This is a genomic window from Variovorax sp. FW301-JW7 (assembly GCF_058788795.1).
In genome coordinates this window covers 130,624-147,807 of the sequence record NZ_JBYTBC010000009.1, presented here as the reverse complement: position 1 = coordinate 147,807, position 17,184 = coordinate 130,624, and the positions used below count along the sequence as shown (strand labels likewise).

The following is a 17,184-nucleotide window of genomic DNA, read 5'->3' as shown; positions in this document are numbered from 1 at the left end:
TCGCTCAGAAAGACATGCCGCGCGGGCGCACGCTCACCTCGTCGCTCGAGATCAGTTGCAGGCCGGCATCGGTGCGCACCTGCAGCTCGCCGCCCCAGGCCACGCCTTCGCACAGGCCGGCGGTGCCGTCGCTGAGCGTCACCTCGCGCCCACGCAGCACGTCGCGCGCCGCAAAGCGTTCGGCAAAGGGCGCGAAGCCATGGGCCTCGAAGGCGAGCACGCTGCGCACCAGCGGCTCGGCCAGTGCCTGCAGCACCTCGGGGGCGAACGCATCGGGCTGCCACTGGCGCAGCCAGGCCGGCGGCGTGCGCATGCCGTCGCCCTCGCGCGGGCCGATGTTGATGCCGATGCCCACCACGAGGTAGCGCGCGGCATCGGGCCGGGCCGTCTGCGGCATCGCGGTTTCGATGAGGATGCCGACCAGCTTACGGTCGTTCACCCAGATGTCGTTGGGCCACTTGAGGCCGACCTGGTGCGCGCCCGTCGGGTCGAGGCTCTCGGCCACGCTCACGCCCACGGCGAGCGACAGGCCCGACCAGTCGGCCGGCGCCAGCGGCATGCCGAGCGAAAAGGTGAGGGAAGCGGGCGCCTCGGGCTGCTGCGCGCTCTGCCACGGGCGGCCGAGACGACCGCGCCCCGCCGTCTGGCGCTCGGCCACGAGCAGCACGGGGTCGGTGCGGCCGGCGCGCGCACGGCGCATCAGCTCGGTGTTGGTGGAATCGATTTCGGCCACGGCCTCGACCGCGAAGCCGGGCAGCAGCGGCGCAACCGTCGCGGCGATCCGGTCTTCGAACCAGGCGCTGGCCGGCGTCGTGCCCATCGTCAGTCTCCGGCGGCGGCCGGGGCGTCGCCCTTGGACTTCTTCTTGCCGTCGGCCTTTTTCTTGTCGGCCTTCTTGTCCGATTTTTTCTTCTCGGCTTTCTTTTCAGCCTTCTTCGCTTCCTTGGCCTCGGCCTTCTTCTTCTCGGCTTTTTTCTTGGCCTTCTTCTTTTTCTTCTTGTCTTTTTCCTCGTCCTCGTCCTTGGGCGTCAGCAGCGTGCCGCGGCACATCTCGGAGCCGCACCAGCACGGAAACTCGGACAGCAGCTTCTCGGTGTACGGCTCGTCGATGATCAGGCCGTAGTCGTAATTGAGTTCCTCGCCGGCGGCGATGTTTCTCAGCGCCTTGATATAAACGCGCCCATCGACTTCGTCGGCCTCGCAGTTCGGCTCGCACGAGTGATTGATCCAGCGCGCGTCGTTGCCCTTCACGTTGCCGTCGATCACGCGGCCGTCGTCGATGTGGAAGTAGAAGGTGTGGTTCGGCTGGGTCGGGTCGTGCGGGTGGCGGCGCAGCGCCTCTTTCCAGCTGATGACCTCGCCCTTGTATTCGATCAGCGTTTCACCTTCGGCCAGGTCCTGCAGGGCGAACACGCCGTTGCCATGGACGTCCGAGCGGCGCATCTGGATGCGCCGGCCACCGGAGCGCGTGGCGGCGGAACGCGCCTCGGGCTCGGTCACGGGGGCGGCTTCCTTGTCGCGGCCGGCGGAAAGTGGGGATTTGGAAGGCATCGCCGAAGTCTGTTAGGTTGAATATGCACACATGCGTGTGCGCGCGTGCGCACGCGGAAGCCGCAGAGTATAGAGAGCCCTCAGATGACAAAGACTTTGGTAATCGCAGAAAAGCCGTCGGTGGCCCAGGACATCGTCCGGGCCCTCACGCCGGTGGCCGGCAAGTTCGACAAACATGACGAGCATTTCGAGAACGACACCTACGTCGTGACCAGCGCCGTGGGCCACCTGGTCGAGATCCAGGCCCCGGAGGAATTCGACGTCAAGCGCGGCAAGTGGAGCTTCGCCAACCTGCCGGTGATCCCGCCGCACTTCGACCTCAAGCCGGTCGACAAGACCAAGACGCGCCTGAACGCCGTGGTCAAGCAGGCCAAGCGCAAGGACGTGACGCAGCTCATCAACGCCTGCGACGCGGGCCGCGAGGGCGAACTGATCTTCCGCCTGATCGAGCAGTACGCCGGCGGCAAGAGCCCGCTGGGCAAGCCGGTCAAGCGCCTGTGGCTGCAGTCGATGACGCCGCAGGCGATCCGCGACGGCTTCGACGCGCTGCGCACCGAAAAGCAGATGCAGGGCCTGGCCGACGCCGCGCGCTCGCGCTCCGAGGCCGACTGGCTGGTGGGCATCAACGGCACGCGCGCCATGACGGCATTCAATTCGCGCGACGGCGGCTTCTTCCTCACGACCGTGGGCCGCGTGCAGACGCCCACGCTGTCCGTCGTCGTGGAGCGCGAAGAGCAGATCCGCAAGTTCGTCTCGCGCGAGTACTGGGAAATCCACGGCAGCTTCGCCGCCGAGGCCGGCCAGTACCCCGGCAAGTGGTTCAACCCCGACTGGAAGAAAGCCAACGCGCCGCTGTTGGCCAACGGCGAGCCCGATGCCGAGCAGCGCGCCGACCGCGTGTGGTCCGAGCAGGAAGCCCGCGCCATCGCCGACGCCTCGCGCGGCAAGCCCGCCACGGTCACCGAAGAGAGCAAGCCCACCACGCAGGCCTCGCCCGCGCTGTTCGACCTGACCTCGCTGCAGCGCGAGGCCAACGGCCGCTTCGGCTTCAGCGCCAAGACCACGCTCGCGCTGGCGCAGAGCCTGTACGAACGCCACAAGGCGCTGACCTACCCGCGTACCGATTCGCGCGCGCTGCCGGAAGACTATCTGCCGGTCGTCAAGCAGACCATGGAAATGCTCGCCGGCAGCGGCATGAAGCACCTGGCGCCGTTCGCGCAGCAGGCGGTCGACGGCAACTACGTCAAGCCCAACAAGCGCATCTTCGACAACGCCAAGGTGTCGGATCACTTCGCCATCATCCCGACGCTGCAAGCCCCGAGCGGCCTGAGCGAGGCCGAGCAGAAGCTGTACGACTTCGTGGTGCGCCGCTTCCTGTCGGTGTTCTTCCCGAGCGCCGAGCACCAGGTGACCACCCGCATCAGCACGGTGGAGCAGGGCGGCAAGAAGTACCCCTTCCGCACCGACGGCAAGGTGCTGGTGAAGCCGGGCTGGCTCGCCATCTACGGCAAGGAAGCCCAGGACGACGAGAAGGAAGACGACAAGGACGGCAAGCGCCTCGTGCCGGTGAAGCCGGGCGAAATTGTGAACACCGAGTCGGCCGACCTCAAGGGCCTGAAGACGCGTCCGCCGGCACGCTATTCGGAAGCCACGCTGCTGGGCGCCATGGAAGGCGCCGGCAAGACCATCGACGACGACGAGCTGCGCGAGGCCATGCAGGAAAAGGGCCTGGGCACGCCAGCCACGCGCGCGGCCACCATCGAAGGGCTGATCGCCGAGAAGTACATGCTGCGCGAAGGCCGCGAACTCATTCCGACCGCCAAGGCTTTCCAGCTCATGACGCTGCTGCGCGGCCTGGGCGTGGAAGAGCTCTCCAAGGCCGAGCTCACGGGCGAGTGGGAGTACAAGCTCGCGCAGATGGAGAAGGGCGCGCTGAGCCGCGACGCCTTCATGCGCGAGATCGCCGAGATGACGGAGCACATCGTCAAGAAGGCCAAGGAGTACGACCGCGACACCGTGCCCGGCGACTACGCCACGCTCGCCACGCCCTGCCCGAACTGCGGTGGCGTCGTGAAGGAAAACTACCGCCGCTACGGCTGCACCGGCAAGAGCGGCACGGGCGAAGATGCCTGCGGCTTCTCGTTCGGCAAGTCGCCGGCCGGGCGCACCTTCGAGGTGGTCGAGGCCGAGGCGTTGGTGCGCGACAAGCACATCGGCCCGCTCGACGGCTTCCGCTCCAAGGCGGGCTGGCCCTTCACGGCCGAGATCATCCTCAAGTACGACGAGGAAGAAGCGAAGAACTGGAAGCTCGAGTTCGACTTCGGCGACGACAAGAACGCCGAGAGCGGCGAGATCGTCGACTTCAGCCAGCAGGACACCGTGGGCCCGTGCCCGGTGTGCGGCGCGCCGGTGTTCGATCACGGCAGCAACTACGTCTGCGAGAAGTCGGTGCCGACGAACGAGCAGCCGACCCCCAGCTGCACCTTCAAGACCGGCAAGATCATCCTGCAGCAACCGGTCGAGCGCGACCAGATGGAGAAGCTGCTCGCCACCGGCAAGACCGACCTGCTCGACAAGTTCGTCTCGATGCGCACGCGCCGCGCCTTCAAGGCCTTCCTCACGTGGAACGCCGAAGAAGGCAAGGTGACCTTCGAGTTCGCACCGCGCGAAGGCGGCAGCAAGTTCCCGCCGCGCAAGACCTTCGGCAAGCCGGCCGCGAAGACCGCAGCGGCCAAGAAGGTCGCGGCGAAGAAGACGCCCGCCGCCAAGAAGGCACCGGCCGAGAAGAAGGCGGCCAAGCCACGCAAGCCGGGCGCGGGCCTCAAGCCCAGCGACTCGCTGGCCGCGGTGATCGGCGCCGAACCGGTGGCGCGCACCGAGGTCATCAAGAAGCTGTGGGACTACATCAAGGCCAACAACCTGCAGGACGCGACCGACAAGCGCGCGATCAATGCCGACGCCAAGCTCAAGCCCGTGTTCGGCAAGGACCAGGTGACGATGTTCGAACTCGCGGGCATCGTGGGCAAGCACCTCTCGGCGCCCGACGCGGCCTGACGACGCATGCAGCGCCGACACCTCGCCGCCCTGTGTGCCGCCGCGCTGCTGGGCGGCGCGGGCCTGGCCCAGGCCGCCGCGTGGCCTGACAAGCCTGTCAAGCTGGTCGTGCCCTTCCCACCCGGGCAGGCCACCGACATCTTTGCCCGCGCGCTCGCCGAACAGCTCGGCAAGCGGCTGGGCTAGGGCCTGTTCACACTATTTCTGGCGTCGCGAAGGTCTGCCACGGCGGGCCAATCAAGGCGCGTGACGCCGCGTGTGCATGCGCACACGCAAGGAGCGCAACGCCGAGTGGCCCGTCGTGGCAGACCTTCCCTTCGGGTTGGCTGGCAAAGGGGCCGTCTGCGGCGTTGCCCGCGCTTGCAAGGCTTCAGCCTTGCTGCGCACGGGCGCCTTGCAGCCAGCCCCTTTGCCAGCCAACGCGACGCTAGAAATAGTGTGAACAGGCCCTCGCCCGTGATCGTCGACAACAAGGCGGGCGCGGGCAGCAACATCGGCACCGAGTTCGTGGTGCGCGCGCCGGCGGACGGCTACACGCTCGTGGTGGCGGGCAGCGCGATGGCGGTGAACCAGACGCTCTACGCCAAGCCGGGCTTCGACCCGCGCCGCGACCTGGTCGGCATCTCGCTGATCGCGAAGGTGCCGCTGGTGTTCCTGGCCACGCCCGAAAGCGGCATCCGCACGCTGGCCGACCTCACGGCGCGCGCCAAGGCCGAGCCCGGCAAGCTGAGCTACGCGAGCGCCGGCATCGGCGGCACGCAGCACCTGTCGGGCGAGATGTACAAGTCGGCGGCGCATGTGTTCATCACGCACATTCCGTACCGGGGCAGCGGGCCGGCGCAGGCGGATTTCCTGGGCAACCAGGTGCCGCTGATGGTCGACTCGGTGACGGCCGCGCTGCCGCACATCAAGGCGGGCAAGGCGGTTGCGCTGGCGGTGACGTCAGCCACGCGCTCGTCGCAGTTGCCCGAGGTGCCCACCGTGCGCGAGAGCGGCGTGGCGGGCACGAAAAACTTCGAAGCCGTCGGCTGGCTCGGCCTGATGGCGCCGCGCGGCACGCCGTCCGAGATCGTGGCGCGGCTGAACCACGAGGTGACCGACATCCTCAAGAGCGAGCAGATGGCGCGCTTCATCCGCGACCGGGGCTCCGAGCCGGCGCCCACGAGCGGCGCCGAGTTCGACCGCTTCGTGGCGAGCGAGATCGGGCTCTGGGGTGCGGCGGTGAAGGCGTCGGGCGCGAAGCCCGAGTAACTTCTCAGGCCGGCGCAGCCAGCGGCAGCGCCGTCGCTTCCCCGCTGCGGTCGACTTCGGCCAGCAGCCAGTGGCGGAAATGGTCCAGCGTGGCCAGCTGGCCGCGCCCCTCGGGGTAGCAGAACCAGTAGCCCTCGCTGCCCCGGTAGCCGCCGTGGGGCAGCGGCTCTTCCACCAGCCCCGACGTGATTTCGTCCTGCACCAGGCAGCGCGGCACCAGCGCCACGCCCATGCCGGCCATGACGGCGCGGATCATGGTCTGGAACTGGTCGAACTGCAGCCCGGCCAGCGGGTCGAGCCCGCGCACGCCGTGCGCCTCGCTCCAGTGCAGCCACGACTGCGGCACGCTCACGTGGCGCAGCAGGGTGCAGCGCGCCACGTCCTGCGGCGTGCGGATGGCGGCCTCGGCCTGCGCGGCGCGCGGGGCAATCAGCGCCACGTCCTGCCCCGCGAGGTAGTGCGAGCGCGCGCCGGGCCAATGGCCGTCGCCGAACAGGATGGCGCAGTCGAGCTCGGGCCGCTCGAAGTCGTAGCCGTGCACGAAGGGCACGAAATGCAGCGTGATCTGCGGGTGGCGCTGCTGGAAGTCGGGCAGGCGCGGAATCAGCCACTTGGCGCCGAAGGTGGGCAGGGTCGACAGGTGCAGCGCGCCGCCGCCGTCACCGCTGGTGATCAGCTCCAGCGTGGCCGCCTCCAGCTGCGCCAGCAGGGCGCGCACCGCCTTCTCGTAGCGCTCGCCGGCCGGCGTGAGCGCCAGGCGCTTGCGGCTGCGCTCGAACAGCGGCGCGCCGATCCAGCGCTCGAGCTCCTGCACCTGCTTGCTCACCGCGCCCTGCGTGAGGTGCAGCGCCTCGGCCGCGCGCGACACGCCGCCGAAGCGCACCACGGTGGAGAAGGCGCGCAGCAGGTTCAGGGGCGGGTTGAGGCGTCGCAGCGGCATGGGGGAGCCCATCAATTCATTCCAGATTGGAATGATATCGGGTATATCCTTTGCTTCAGGTGAGCTGCAGCTTTGCACATTCACTCATCGTTCCATTGGAAGAACCCTCATGCAACGTCGTCATTTCCTCTCCACCCTGGCTGCCGCTTCTTTCGCCCCAGGAATATCCTTTGCCCAAGGCAAGCCGATCCGCCTGGTCGTGCCCTTCCCGCCCGGCGGCGCCACCGACATCACGGCCCGCGTGCTCTCCGAGCCCCTGGCCAAGATCCTCCAGCAGCCCGTGGTGATCGACAACCGCGCCGGCGCGGGCGGCTCGATCGGCATGGCCGAGCTGGCACGCGCCACGCCCGACGGCCTGAGCTTCGGCGTGGCCACGCTGTCCACGCACGGCGTGAACCCGGCCGTCTACCAGAAGCTGCCCTACGACCCGATCAAGGGCTTTGCCGCCGTGACCGAGCTGGTGAAGGCGCCAGGCGTGATCGTCATCAACCCGGCCGTGCTGCCGGTCGGCAGCTTCGCGGAACTCGTGAAGTACCTGAAGGCCAACCCCGGCAAGGTGTCGTACGCCTCGCCGGGCAACGGCACCATCGGCCACATGTGGGGCGAGCTGTTCAAGAGCAGCACCGGAACCTCGATGGTGCACATCCCCTACCGCGGTGCAGGCCCGGCCATCAACGACGTGCTCGCGGGCCAGGTGCCGGTGTACTTCGACCAGGTGGCCTCGTCGCTGCCGCACGTGAAGGCCGGCAAGCTGAAGGCGCTGGCCGTGTCCTGGAGCGGCCGCCTCGACGTGCTGCCCGAGGTGCCGACCTACGGCGAGCTGGGCTACGCGGCCAGCAACGACCCGTCGTGGTTCGGCATGATCGCGCCCGCCGGCACGCCGCCCGAGCTGGTGCTGCGCATGCAGCAGGCCGTGGCCACGGCGCTGAAGGACCCCGCGGTGCGCGAGCGCCTGGCGCTGCAGGGGCTGTACGCCTCGGGCACCACGCCGGCCGAGTTCACGAAGCAGATCGCGAGCGAGATCGAGAAGATGAAGAAGGTGGCCGCCTTCGCGCGCATCCGATTGGACTGACCGACACCGCCTATGCATCCAGTCCTGAAACTGATTCAAACCCGCGCCCAGGTGACGAGCGTCGCCGGGCACACCCCGCTGGTGCTGGACTCCCCGCACAGCGGCACCGTCTACCCCGAGGACTTCCGGCCCGTGTGCGAGCTCGCCACGCTGCGCCGGGCCGAAGACACCCATGTCGAGAAGCTCTACGCTTTCGCGAGCGACAGGGGCGCCGCCTGGATCGAGGCGCACTTTCCGCGCAGTTACCTCGACGCCAACCGCGACATGACCGAGGTCGACACCACGATGCTCGACGGCCCGTGGACCGAGCCGGTGTCTAGCGACCCGCGCGTGCTGTCGAAGGTGCGCCTGGGCAAGGGCCTGATCTGGAAGCTCACCGACGAGGGCCTGCCGATCTACGACCGGCCGCTCACGGTGGCCGAGGTGCGCCAGCGCATCGACCAGTGCTGGCGCCCGTACCACGCGGCGGTGGCGCAGGCCATCGACGAAGCGCACGCGCGGCACGGCTACAGCATCCACATCAACTGCCACTCGATGCCCGCCATCGCGGGCAGCCACGCCACCGACTTCCCGGGGCTGGCGCACGCCGACTTCGTGATCGGCGACCGCGACGGCAGCACGGCCGACCCGGCGCTGTCGCACAAGTTGTGCGAGCACCTGCGCGCACGCGGCTACAGCGTGGACTACAACCACCCGTACAAGGGCGTGGAGCTGGTGCGCCGCCACGGCGACCCGGCGGCGAACCGGCACAGCATCCAGGTCGAGATCAACCGCAAGCTCTACATGGACGAGGCCACGCTGGCGCTCGACGAGGCCGGCGCGGCGCGGCTGCAGGTCGACCTGCGTTCGATGGTCGAGATGCTGCTGGCGACCGACCCGCGCGTTGCGGGCTGAACAACGCCGCCCCTGCAGGGGCTGGTGTCTTTGTTACAGGGCGGCCGGAGCCCCCGGCCTATAGTGGGACGTCCTTTGTTCTCTGGAGTCCTGCCGTGAAGTCGATCCTTGCCGCCCTCGCCGTCCTTGCGACCGGTCTGCTGGTCTCGGGCTGCGCCGGCACCGCGCCGTCGCCGTCTTCTTCCTCCTCCACGTCTTCATCGGGCAGCGGCGTGACGGTGTTCGGCACCATCGACGCCGGCGTCAGCGGCACGACGAACAAGTCGTCGCGCTGAGCGAGAGCCTCAGGCCACCGTCGCCAGGTAGCCCCGCAGCGCATCGCGCAACTGGCGTGACAGCGTCTGCAGGTCGGGCCGCCCGCCCGTGCCGATGTGGGTGTGCGCGACCAGGCCGTAGATGATGGTCTGGCACACGCGCGCCGCTTCCTTCTTCTGCGGGCCGTCGGCCCGCACATCGCCCGCCGCGTCCAGCACGCCGACCCATTCGGCCACGAAGCGGTCGTACATCTTGCGGTAGGCCTCGGGGCTGGAGAGGTGCCGCTCCAGCAGGTAGTGCGCGCCCCAAGCCACGGGCTGCGCGCGGTGCGCGTCGAGCTGCGCATCGATCACCGCGTCGACGATCTCGCGCCACGGCCGGCCCGCGTTCGCGGCCACGACCGCGCGCATGTCCAGCAGCAGCGCCTTGGAGCGCAGGTGCAGGCACACGCGCGCCAGGTCCTCCTTGTTCTCGAAGTACTCGTAGAAGCTGCCCAGGCCCGTGCCCGCCACAGCCACGATCTCGCGGATCGTGATGGCGGCGTAGCCCTTCTCGACCAAAAGCCGAACAAAGGCTTCCTGCAAGGCCTGCGAGGTGTGGCGCGCGCGGGACTGGCGCGGCTTCCTCCTCGGGGCGGCGGCGGGTATACGGGCGCCGGTCATGGCCGCCGAACCCGAACACCTTGGGGGCGGGTTGTTCCTAGAATTTTTGATCCCATCAAAAGGCATTCTGCAATGACCTCGCCCGACCGTGCCCCCGAGACAACGCCCCCCGCCGTCTACACCGGCGAGGGCGACGCGTGGCAGCCCGACACCCTCTCGCGCGGCCCGTGGGACCCGCGCGCGCAGCACGGTGGCGCGCCTGCCGCGCTGCTCGCGCACATCGCCGAACGCGCCGCGCCCGGCCCCGGCTGGCAGCTGGCGCGGCTCACGCTGGAGCTGGTGAAGCCGGTGCCGGTGGCACCGCTGACCACGCGCACGCAGTCGCAGGCCTCGCGCGCCACGGTGCGCGTGGGCATCGACCTGCTCGCGGGCGACACGGTGGTGGCCCGCGCGCATGCGCTGCTGCTGAAGACATCGCCGCTGACCTTGCCGTCGAACCTGCCCGCGGGCGACGTGCCGCGCGAACTGCGCCCGCTGCCCGAAGACTGCACCGAGCGCCTGCGCATTCCCGGCCTGCCCGACGGCCTCTCGTTCCACCAGACCGCCGTCGAATCGCGCCTGGCCCAAGGCGACATCGCGCAGCCCGGCGCGGGCGCCGCGTGGTTCCGGCTGGCGGTGCCGCTGGTGCATGGCGTGACCACCTCGCCCGCGATGCGCGCGGCGGCGGCGGCCGACTTCGGCAACGGCCTGAGCTGGGTGCTGTCGCCCGCCGACTTCCTGTTCTCGAACGCCGACCTCAGCCTGAACCTGTTCCGCGTGCCCGAGGGCGAGTGGATCGGCCTGCGCGCCAGCACCGAGATGCACGCCGGCGGCGCGGGCCTCACGGTGTCCCACCTGTACGACACGCGCGGCCTCATCGGCCTCGCGACCCAGACGCTGGTGGTGCGCGAACGCGCCGCCGCCACCTGAACACGCCCCTCTTTCACCGCTTCACGGAGACAACGCCATGACCACCACCGGCATCCACCCCGACAACCAGGTCCCCGAGCTCAAGGACTACAACGTCTACACCAGCGACCCCGCGCTGCGCGGCGCGGTGGGGCGCGGCGGCGCCGCCTGGCGCGACGACGAGCTGGTGCGCCAGGGCGCCGAGTACGGCGCCGAGGCCACGCTGCGCGCCGCCGAGGACGCCAACCGCCACGAGCCCGAGCTGCACACCCACTCGCGCACCGGCACGCGCATCGACAGCGTGCAGTTCCACCCCGCGTGGCACACCATGATGTCGATCGCGCGGCGCAACGGCATCGCCAACCTGCCGTTCTTCGACGAGCGGCCCTCGGCCTGGGTGGGCTACGGCGCCTCGCTGTACATGCACAGCCAGATCGAGTCGGGCTCCACCTGCCCGACCACCATGACCAAGGCCTGCATCCCCGTGATGCGCCGCAACGCCGCGCTGTACGCCGACCTGCGCGACAAGCTCGCCGCCCACGTGCACGACCCACGCGACATCCCGCTCGAAGGCAAGACCTCGATGACCGTCGGCATGGGCATGACCGAGAAGCAGGGCGGCAGCGACGTGCGCACCAACACCACGCGCGCCGTGCCGGCCGGCCAGGGCCCATGGGGCGAAGAGTTCCTCATCACCGGCCACAAGTGGTTCTTCTCGGCGCCGATGTGCGACGGCCACCTGGTGCTGGCCAAGACCGACGAGCACGGCTCCTCGTGCTTCTTCGTGCCGCGCTGGCGGCCCGACGGCAGCAAGAACGCGATCCACATCCAGCGCCTGAAGGACAAGGTCGGCAACCGCTCCAACTCCAGCAGCGAGGTCGAGTTCAAGGAGGCCTGGGGCGTGCTGGTGGGCGACGAGGGCCGCGGCATCCCGACCATCATCGAGATGGCCACCGTGACGCGGCTGGACTGCGCGCTCGCCAGCGCCGGCTTCATGCGCCAGGGCTTCGCGCAGGCGCTGCACTACACACGCAACCGCTTCGCCTTCGGCAAGGCGCTGGTCGACCAGCCGGTGATGACCGAGCTGCTGGCCGACATGGCGCTGGAAACCGAAAGCGCCACGCTGCTGGCGATGGAACTCGCGTCGCGCTTCGGCTCGCCCGCGCCGCTGGACACGGCCTGGCGCCGCCTGCTCACGCCCGCCGCCAAGTTCTGGAACTGCAAGCGCGCGGTGGCGCTCACCGGCGAGGCGATGGAGGTGTTCGGCGGCAACGGCTACGTGGAAGACGGCCCGATGGGCCGCCTGTTCCGCGAGGCGCCGGTCAACTCGATCTGGGAAGGCTCGGGCAACGTGATGTGCCTGGACGTGCTGCGCGCCGTGTCGCGCAACCCCGACGACGCGCACCTCGTGCTCGACCACCTGCAGGAAGTGACCGCCGGCGAAACCCGCCTGCAGGCCGAGGTGCAGGCCCTGCGCCAGATGGTGCAGCTCGCGCCGCAGGACCTGGAGCGCCAGGCGCGCCGCTTCACGCAGCGGCTGGTGCGCGCGGCGCAGGCCGGCCTGATGCTGCAGCACGCGAGCCCGCTCGCGGCGGCGGCCTTCGTGTCGAGCCGCTTCGATCCCGACTGGGGCCCCGTGACCGGCATCAGCGCCGGCACCAGCGACCCCGGCGCGCTGGTGCGCGCGGCCTGGCACTGAGCACGCGGAGACGACACGGATGGATTTCGTTTCCCTGCTCGACCAGCACGCCCGCACCCAGCCTGACCACGAATGTCTGCGCGCCGCGGGCCGCGCGTGGACCTACGCCGAGTTCGCCGACCTCTCGCGCCGCGCCGCCACCGTGCTGCGCGACCAGGGCGTGGGCCCTGGCGACAAGGTCGCGCTGCTGTGCTTCAACACGGTCGGCTTCGTCGCCGCGATGTTCGGCGCCTGGCGCCTCGGCGCGGCCGTGGTGCCGGTCAACCACAAGCTGCAGGCGCCGGAGATCGACTACGTGCTGGCCCACGCGGGTGTGCGCCTGTGCGTGGCCGACGGCACGCTCGCCACGCAGGTCGTCGCGCGCATCGCGCACCGCTGCGACTGGCTCGCGACCGACAGCGCCGCCGACGGCCTGCCGATGTTCGACGACCTCGTGGCGCAGGCCGCGCCGCTGGGCGACGACGCCCCGGCGCCCGGCACCGACACGCTGGCCCAGGTGCTCTACACCTCGGGCACCACGGGCAAGCCCAAGGGCTGCCTGCACAGCCACCGCAACGTCTTCATGGCGGCGGTGTGCACGGCGGCGGGCATGTCGCTCACGCGCAACGAGCGCACGCTGGTCGCGATGCCGGTGTGGCATTCGTCGCCGCTCAACAACTGGCTGCTGGGCACGCTGCTGATGGGCGGCACCGTGGTGCTGCTGCGCGAGTACGCGCCCAAGGCCTTTCTCGACACGCTGGCCGAAGAACGCATCACCTTCACCTTCGGCGCGCCCATCGCCTTCCTGGCGCCGCTGTCGGTGGTGCCCGACGTGCAACGCTACGACTTCAGCGCGATGCGGCTATGGGCCTACGGCGGCGGCCCGCTCGGCGCCGACATGGCGCGCAAGCTGGCCGACAGCTACCGCAGCGACCGCTTCGTGCAGGTCTACGGCATGACCGAATCGGGCCCGCTGGGCACGGTGCTCTACCCGGAAGACGCGATCGCCAAGGCCGGCTCGATCGGCCGCGCGGGCGTGCCCGGCGTGGCGATCGAGGTGCGCCACCCCGACGGCCGGCGCTGCGGCGCGGGCGAGGTCGGCGAGATCCACCTGCGTTCGCCGGCCGCGATGCAGGGCTACCTCGACAACCCGCAGGCGAGCGCCGAGGCCTTCGACGCGCAAGGCTGGTACCGCACGGGCGACCTGGCGCGGGTGGACGAGGACGGCTTCCTGTTCATCGTCGACCGGCTGCGCGACATGATCATCACGGGCGGCGAGAACGTCTATTCGAAGGAAGTGGAAGACGCGCTGGGCGCCCACCCCGACGTGCAGGACGTGGCCGTCATCGGCCGACCGCACCCCGAGTGGGGCGAGACCGTGACGGCCGTGCTGGTGGCGCGCGGCGGGCGCGCGCTCGAGGCGCGCGAGCTGGTGCGCTTTCTCGAAGACCGGCTGGCGCGCTACAAGATTCCGCGCATCTTCGAAGTGCGCGAGAGCCTGCCGCGCACGGCGACGGGCAAGCTGCTGAAGCACCAGCTGCGCGACGCAGCCTGACGCGCAGCGGCGCTTCGCTCAGCGCCGCAACAACGCCTGCCGCAGCAACCGGGACGCCCGGTTGCGAATGCGCCCCTGCATCTCGCGCATGCTCGTGCGCGGCGCCACGCGGGCGGTGGCGCAGGCCCATAAAAAGTCGTGCAGGATGGGCGTGTCGTCCACCGTCTCGGTGCTGCCGTACTTGTGGAACTCCGGGTGCCACTGGGTCGCCGCGATGTAGCCGCGCCCTTTCTCGGGCCGGCGGCGGATGGCCTCGGGCACGCGGTCGGGCAGGCTCCAGGCCTCGACCTCGAAGCCCGGCGCGAGCCCCTTGATGCCCTGGTGGTGGATGCTGTTGACGCGCGCCGTGTGCACCTCGGGGTACAGCTTCGACAGGCGCGTGCCCTGCACGATCTCGATCTGGTGGAAGTTCTGGTCGTAGGTCACCGGGTCGCGGTGGCGCACCGTCTCGGGGTGGCCGTGCTGTTCCTCGATGTCCTGGTAGAGCGTGCCGCCGAAGGCCACGTTGATCAGCTGCAGGCCGCGGCACACGCCGAAGATCGGCTTGCCGGCCTGCTCGAAGGCCTCGACCAGCGCGAGGTCGTACAGGTCGCGGATCTGGTCGCCGATCCAGGCGTCTTTCAAAGGCTCCTCGCCGTAGCTGCCGGGCCAGACGTCGGCGCCGCCGTGCATCACCACGCCGTCGAGCCACTCGGCGTAGTGCGACAGCTTGGTGTCGCCGCGCGCCGTTGCGCCCGTGGGGCAGGGCACCATCACCACCATCGCGCCGGCCGACATGAGCCAATGCGCGATCGATTGTTCGACGTACTGCAGCGTCTTGTTCGTGAAAAGCGAGCGGGCCGGGTCGGCGTGCGAGAAGCAGGCGGACAAGCCGATCTTGAGCCGGGCGGCGACAGGCTGAGACATGTCGATGGGTTCCCTGTGGACAAAGTTCATTGTGCGCCCATCGAACTTCGGTCGTGTGTCAGCCGAACCCCCGAAGTATGCTGTGCGGCGCATCAGGAGACACGCATGAAGACGATCAAGGGGCCGGGCATTTTCCTGGCCCAGTTCGCGGGCGACACGGCCCCGTTCCACTCGCTCGACGCCATCGCCGGATGGGCCGCGGGCCTCGGCTACCAGGGCGTGCAGATCCCCAGCTGGGACACGCGCCTCATCGACCTGAAGCGCGCCGCCGAGAGCAAGACCTACTGCGACGAGATCAAGGGCCTGCTCGCGGGTCACGGCCTGGAGATCACCGAGCTCTCGACCCACCTGCAGGGTCAGCTGGTCGCGGTGCACCCGGCCTACGACGCGGGCTTCGATGGCTTTGCGGCGCCCGAGGTGCGCGGCAACCCCGTCGCGCGCCAGCAGTGGGCGGTGCAGCAGCTGCACCATGCGGCCAAGGCCTCGGCCAACCTCGGGCTCACGGCGCACGCGACCTTCTCGGGCGCGCTGGCCTGGCCGTACCTGTATTCGTGGCCGCCGCGCCCGGCCGGCCTCATCGAGGAAGCCTTCGACGAACTGGCGCGCCGCTGGCGCCCGATCCTCGATGCCTTCGACGCCGTGGGCGTCGACGTGGGCTACGAGATCCATCCCGGCGAAGACCTGCACGACGGCGTGAGCTACGAGATGTTCCTGGAGCGCGTGGGCAACCACCCGCGCGCCTGCCTGCTGTACGACCCGAGCCACTTCGTGCTGCAGCAGCTCGATTACCTGGCCTACATCGACCATTACCACGAGCGCATCAAGCTCTTCCACGTGAAGGACGCCGAGTTCAACCCGACCGGCAAGCAGGGCGTGTACGGCGGTTTCCAGAGCTGGATCAACCGGGCCGGGCGCTTCCGCTCGCTGGGCGACGGGCAGGTCGACTTCAAGGCCATCTTCTCGAAGATGGCGCAGTACGACTTCCCGGGCTGGGCGGTGCTCGAATGGGAGTGCTGCATCAAGCACCCGGAAGACGGCGCGCGCGAGGGCGCCGCCTTCATCCGCGACCACATCATCCGCGTGGCCGACCGCGCCTTCGACGACTTCGCGGCCGGCGGGGCGGACGTGGCGGCGAACCGGCGGATGCTCGGGATCTAACTCACCGCCCGGATCGCGTCGTCGAGTATTTCGAGGCCGCGATCGATTTCCTCCGGCTTCACGTTCAGCGGCGGCGCGATGCGCCACACGGCCGCCATGCCGCCGACGGCCACGATGTTCATGCTCAGGCCGCGCGCCATGCAGGCGTCGGTGATGGCGCGGCCGCGCTCGGCGTCGGGTTCGCGGGTCTCGCGGTCCTTCACCAGTTCCACGCCCTGCAGCAGGCCGTGACCGCGCACGTCGCCGATCACCTCGTGCCGCGCCTTCAGCGTGGCCAGGCCCCGGCTCAGGCGCTCGCCCATGGCGGCGGCGCGCTGGTTGAGCCCTTCTTCCTCGAGCACGTCGAGCACCGCCAGCCCGACCTCGGCCGGCAGCGGGTCGGACACGTGCGAGGTGACGTGCACGAAGCCCTTCTCGTGGCAATCCTGTTCGATCGCTTCGCTGGTGACCGTGGCACCGATGGCCAGGCCGCCGCCCAGCGTCTTCGACACGGTAAGGAAGTCGGGCACCACGCCCATTTGCTCGAACGCGAAGTTGCTGCCCAGTCGGCCGAAGGCGGTCTGCGCTTCGTCCAGGATGAGCAGCATGCCGCGCTCGCGGCACTTGGCCTGCAGCTTCGGGAAGTAGCCGGGCGGCGGCACGATCACGCCGCCCGAGCTCAGCACCGGCTCGGCGATGAAGGCCGCGAGCGAGCCGCTGGACTGCGCATCGACCATGTCGAAGCCGACATCGAGGCAGGTGGTGTCGCAGGCGTCGCGGCAATGGCGGATGGGGCAGCGGTAGCAGTTCGGCGCGGGGATCGACATGGTGCCGGGCTTGCGCGGCCCGTAGTCGACGTGGTGCCGGCCCGCGAAGGTGAGTGCGGCCATGCCGCCGTTCACGCCGTGCCAGCCGCCGTTCAGGCCCACGATCTCGTAGCGGCCGGTGGCCACGCGGGCCATGCGCGCGGCGGCCTCGTTGGCCTCGCCGCCGGTGGACAGGAACAGCGATTTCGACAGCGACGGCGGCAGCATCGCCGCCAGCCGCCCGGCCAGCGCCGGCACGGCCGGCCCGACGAAGCCGCTGTACAGGTGCAGCGCGCCTTCGCAGGCCTTCTCGATGGCCGCGACGATGCGCGGGTGGTTGTGGCCGATGGTGGCGCACATCTGGCCCGAGGTGAAGTCGAGGATCTCGCGCCCCTGCGCGTCCCACAGCGTGGCGCCGCGCGCCTTGACGATGACATGCGGGCTCAGCCCCATGCCGTAGCGCACGAGGTGCTTGCTGACCACGGGGTCGTAGGTTGCGCCTTCGGCCATTGGATGCTCCTTGTTCGTCGGGGGA

Annotated in this window: 14 protein-coding genes and 2 pseudogenes; 10 read left to right on the top strand and 6 right to left on the bottom strand. The window is 69.7% G+C overall.

What is annotated here, in order from left to right:
• Positions 1-4 precede the first annotated feature (4 nt).
• Positions 5-820, bottom strand: a complete 816-nt coding sequence (locus tag AC3WQM_RS23475) for a biotin--[acetyl-CoA-carboxylase] ligase (RefSeq protein WP_492682107.1) — start codon at positions 818-820, stop codon at positions 5-7.
• Between the two features lie 2 nt (positions 821-822).
• Positions 823-1,551 carry an SET domain-containing protein gene (locus AC3WQM_RS23470; protein ID WP_390347754.1) on the bottom strand — a complete coding sequence of 243 codons (729 nt, stop codon included), beginning with the start codon at positions 1,549-1,551 and terminating at the stop codon, positions 823-825.
• Positions 1,552-1,635: 84 nt separating this feature from the next.
• Between AC3WQM_RS23470 and AC3WQM_RS23465 the strand changes: the two genes are divergently transcribed.
• The 3 genes and pseudogenes from AC3WQM_RS23465 to AC3WQM_RS23455 form a co-directional block, all read left to right on the top strand.
• On the top strand, positions 1,636-4,605 hold the full coding sequence (locus AC3WQM_RS23465; RefSeq protein WP_492682105.1) for a DNA topoisomerase III: 2,970 nt from the start codon (positions 1,636-1,638) through the stop codon (positions 4,603-4,605).
• Positions 4,606-4,611: 6 nt separating this feature from the next.
• Positions 4,612-4,788 (top strand): annotated as a pseudogene (locus AC3WQM_RS23460) (tripartite tricarboxylate transporter substrate binding protein); the annotation flags it as partial.
• 270 nt (positions 4,789-5,058) lie between these two features.
• Positions 5,059-5,856: pseudogene (locus tag AC3WQM_RS23455) on the top strand (tripartite tricarboxylate transporter substrate binding protein); the annotation flags it as partial.
• A gap of 4 nt (positions 5,857-5,860) precedes the next feature.
• Here AC3WQM_RS23455 and AC3WQM_RS23450 read toward each other — a convergent pair.
• On the bottom strand, positions 5,861-6,796 hold the full coding sequence (locus tag AC3WQM_RS23450; protein WP_492682103.1) for a LysR substrate-binding domain-containing protein: 936 nt from the start codon (positions 6,794-6,796) through the stop codon (positions 5,861-5,863).
• Between the two features lie 109 nt (positions 6,797-6,905).
• On the opposite strand from AC3WQM_RS23450, the gene AC3WQM_RS23445 reads away from it, so the two are divergent.
• The 3 genes from AC3WQM_RS23445 to AC3WQM_RS23435 all read left to right on the top strand — a co-directional run bounded on the left by AC3WQM_RS23445 (position 6,906) and on the right by AC3WQM_RS23435 (position 9,037).
• Positions 6,906-7,868: a tripartite tricarboxylate transporter substrate binding protein BugE gene (locus AC3WQM_RS23445; protein WP_492682101.1), complete on the top strand. Its 963-nt coding sequence runs from the start codon at positions 6,906-6,908 to the stop codon at positions 7,866-7,868.
• Positions 7,869-7,880: 12 nt separating this feature from the next.
• Positions 7,881-8,762: an N-formylglutamate amidohydrolase gene (locus AC3WQM_RS23440; protein WP_492682099.1), complete on the top strand. Its 882-nt coding sequence runs from the start codon at positions 7,881-7,883 to the stop codon at positions 8,760-8,762.
• Between the two features lie 95 nt (positions 8,763-8,857).
• Entirely contained in the window at positions 8,858-9,037 is a 180-nt protein-coding gene (locus AC3WQM_RS23435; RefSeq protein ID WP_062480395.1) for a hypothetical protein, read from the top strand.
• A 9-nt stretch (positions 9,038-9,046) separates the two neighbouring features.
• Here AC3WQM_RS23435 and AC3WQM_RS23430 read toward each other — a convergent pair whose 3' ends face one another.
• Positions 9,047-9,679: a TetR/AcrR family transcriptional regulator gene (locus AC3WQM_RS23430; RefSeq protein WP_492682097.1), complete on the bottom strand. Its 633-nt coding sequence runs from the start codon at positions 9,677-9,679 to the stop codon at positions 9,047-9,049.
• Positions 9,680-9,751: 72 nt separating this feature from the next.
• On the opposite strand from AC3WQM_RS23430, the gene AC3WQM_RS23425 reads away from it, so the two are divergent.
• Genes AC3WQM_RS23425 through AC3WQM_RS23415 form a run of 3 tightly spaced genes read left to right on the top strand, consistent with a single transcriptional unit; the run spans position 9,752 to position 13,800 of the window.
• On the top strand, positions 9,752-10,588 hold the full coding sequence (locus AC3WQM_RS23425; RefSeq protein WP_492682095.1) for a thioesterase family protein: 837 nt from the start codon (positions 9,752-9,754) through the stop codon (positions 10,586-10,588).
• Positions 10,589-10,625: 37 nt separating this feature from the next.
• Positions 10,626-12,266 (top strand): acyl-CoA dehydrogenase family protein, encoded by a 1,641-nt coding sequence (locus AC3WQM_RS23420; RefSeq protein ID WP_492682093.1) that lies wholly within the window; start codon positions 10,626-10,628, stop codon positions 12,264-12,266.
• A 19-nt stretch (positions 12,267-12,285) separates the two neighbouring features.
• Entirely contained in the window at positions 12,286-13,800 is a 1,515-nt protein-coding gene (locus tag AC3WQM_RS23415; protein WP_492682091.1) for a class I adenylate-forming enzyme family protein, read from the top strand.
• An 18-nt stretch (positions 13,801-13,818) separates the two neighbouring features.
• On the opposite strand, the gene AC3WQM_RS23410 is transcribed toward AC3WQM_RS23415, so the two are convergent.
• Complete coding sequence (locus AC3WQM_RS23410) at positions 13,819-14,706, bottom strand: gamma-glutamyl-gamma-aminobutyrate hydrolase family protein (RefSeq protein WP_492682089.1); 888 nt, start codon at positions 14,704-14,706, stop codon at positions 13,819-13,821.
• A 105-nt stretch (positions 14,707-14,811) separates the two neighbouring features.
• On the opposite strand from AC3WQM_RS23410, the gene AC3WQM_RS23405 reads away from it, so the two are divergent.
• Complete coding sequence (locus AC3WQM_RS23405) at positions 14,812-15,864, top strand: sugar phosphate isomerase/epimerase family protein (RefSeq protein ID WP_492682087.1); 1,053 nt, start codon at positions 14,812-14,814, stop codon at positions 15,862-15,864.
• On the opposite strand, the gene AC3WQM_RS23400 is transcribed toward AC3WQM_RS23405, so the two are convergent.
• Entirely contained in the window at positions 15,861-17,159 is a 1,299-nt protein-coding gene (locus tag AC3WQM_RS23400) for an aspartate aminotransferase family protein (RefSeq protein ID WP_492682085.1), read from the bottom strand. The genes AC3WQM_RS23405 and AC3WQM_RS23400 overlap by 4 nt on opposite strands.
• Positions 17,160-17,184 lie beyond the last annotated feature (25 nt).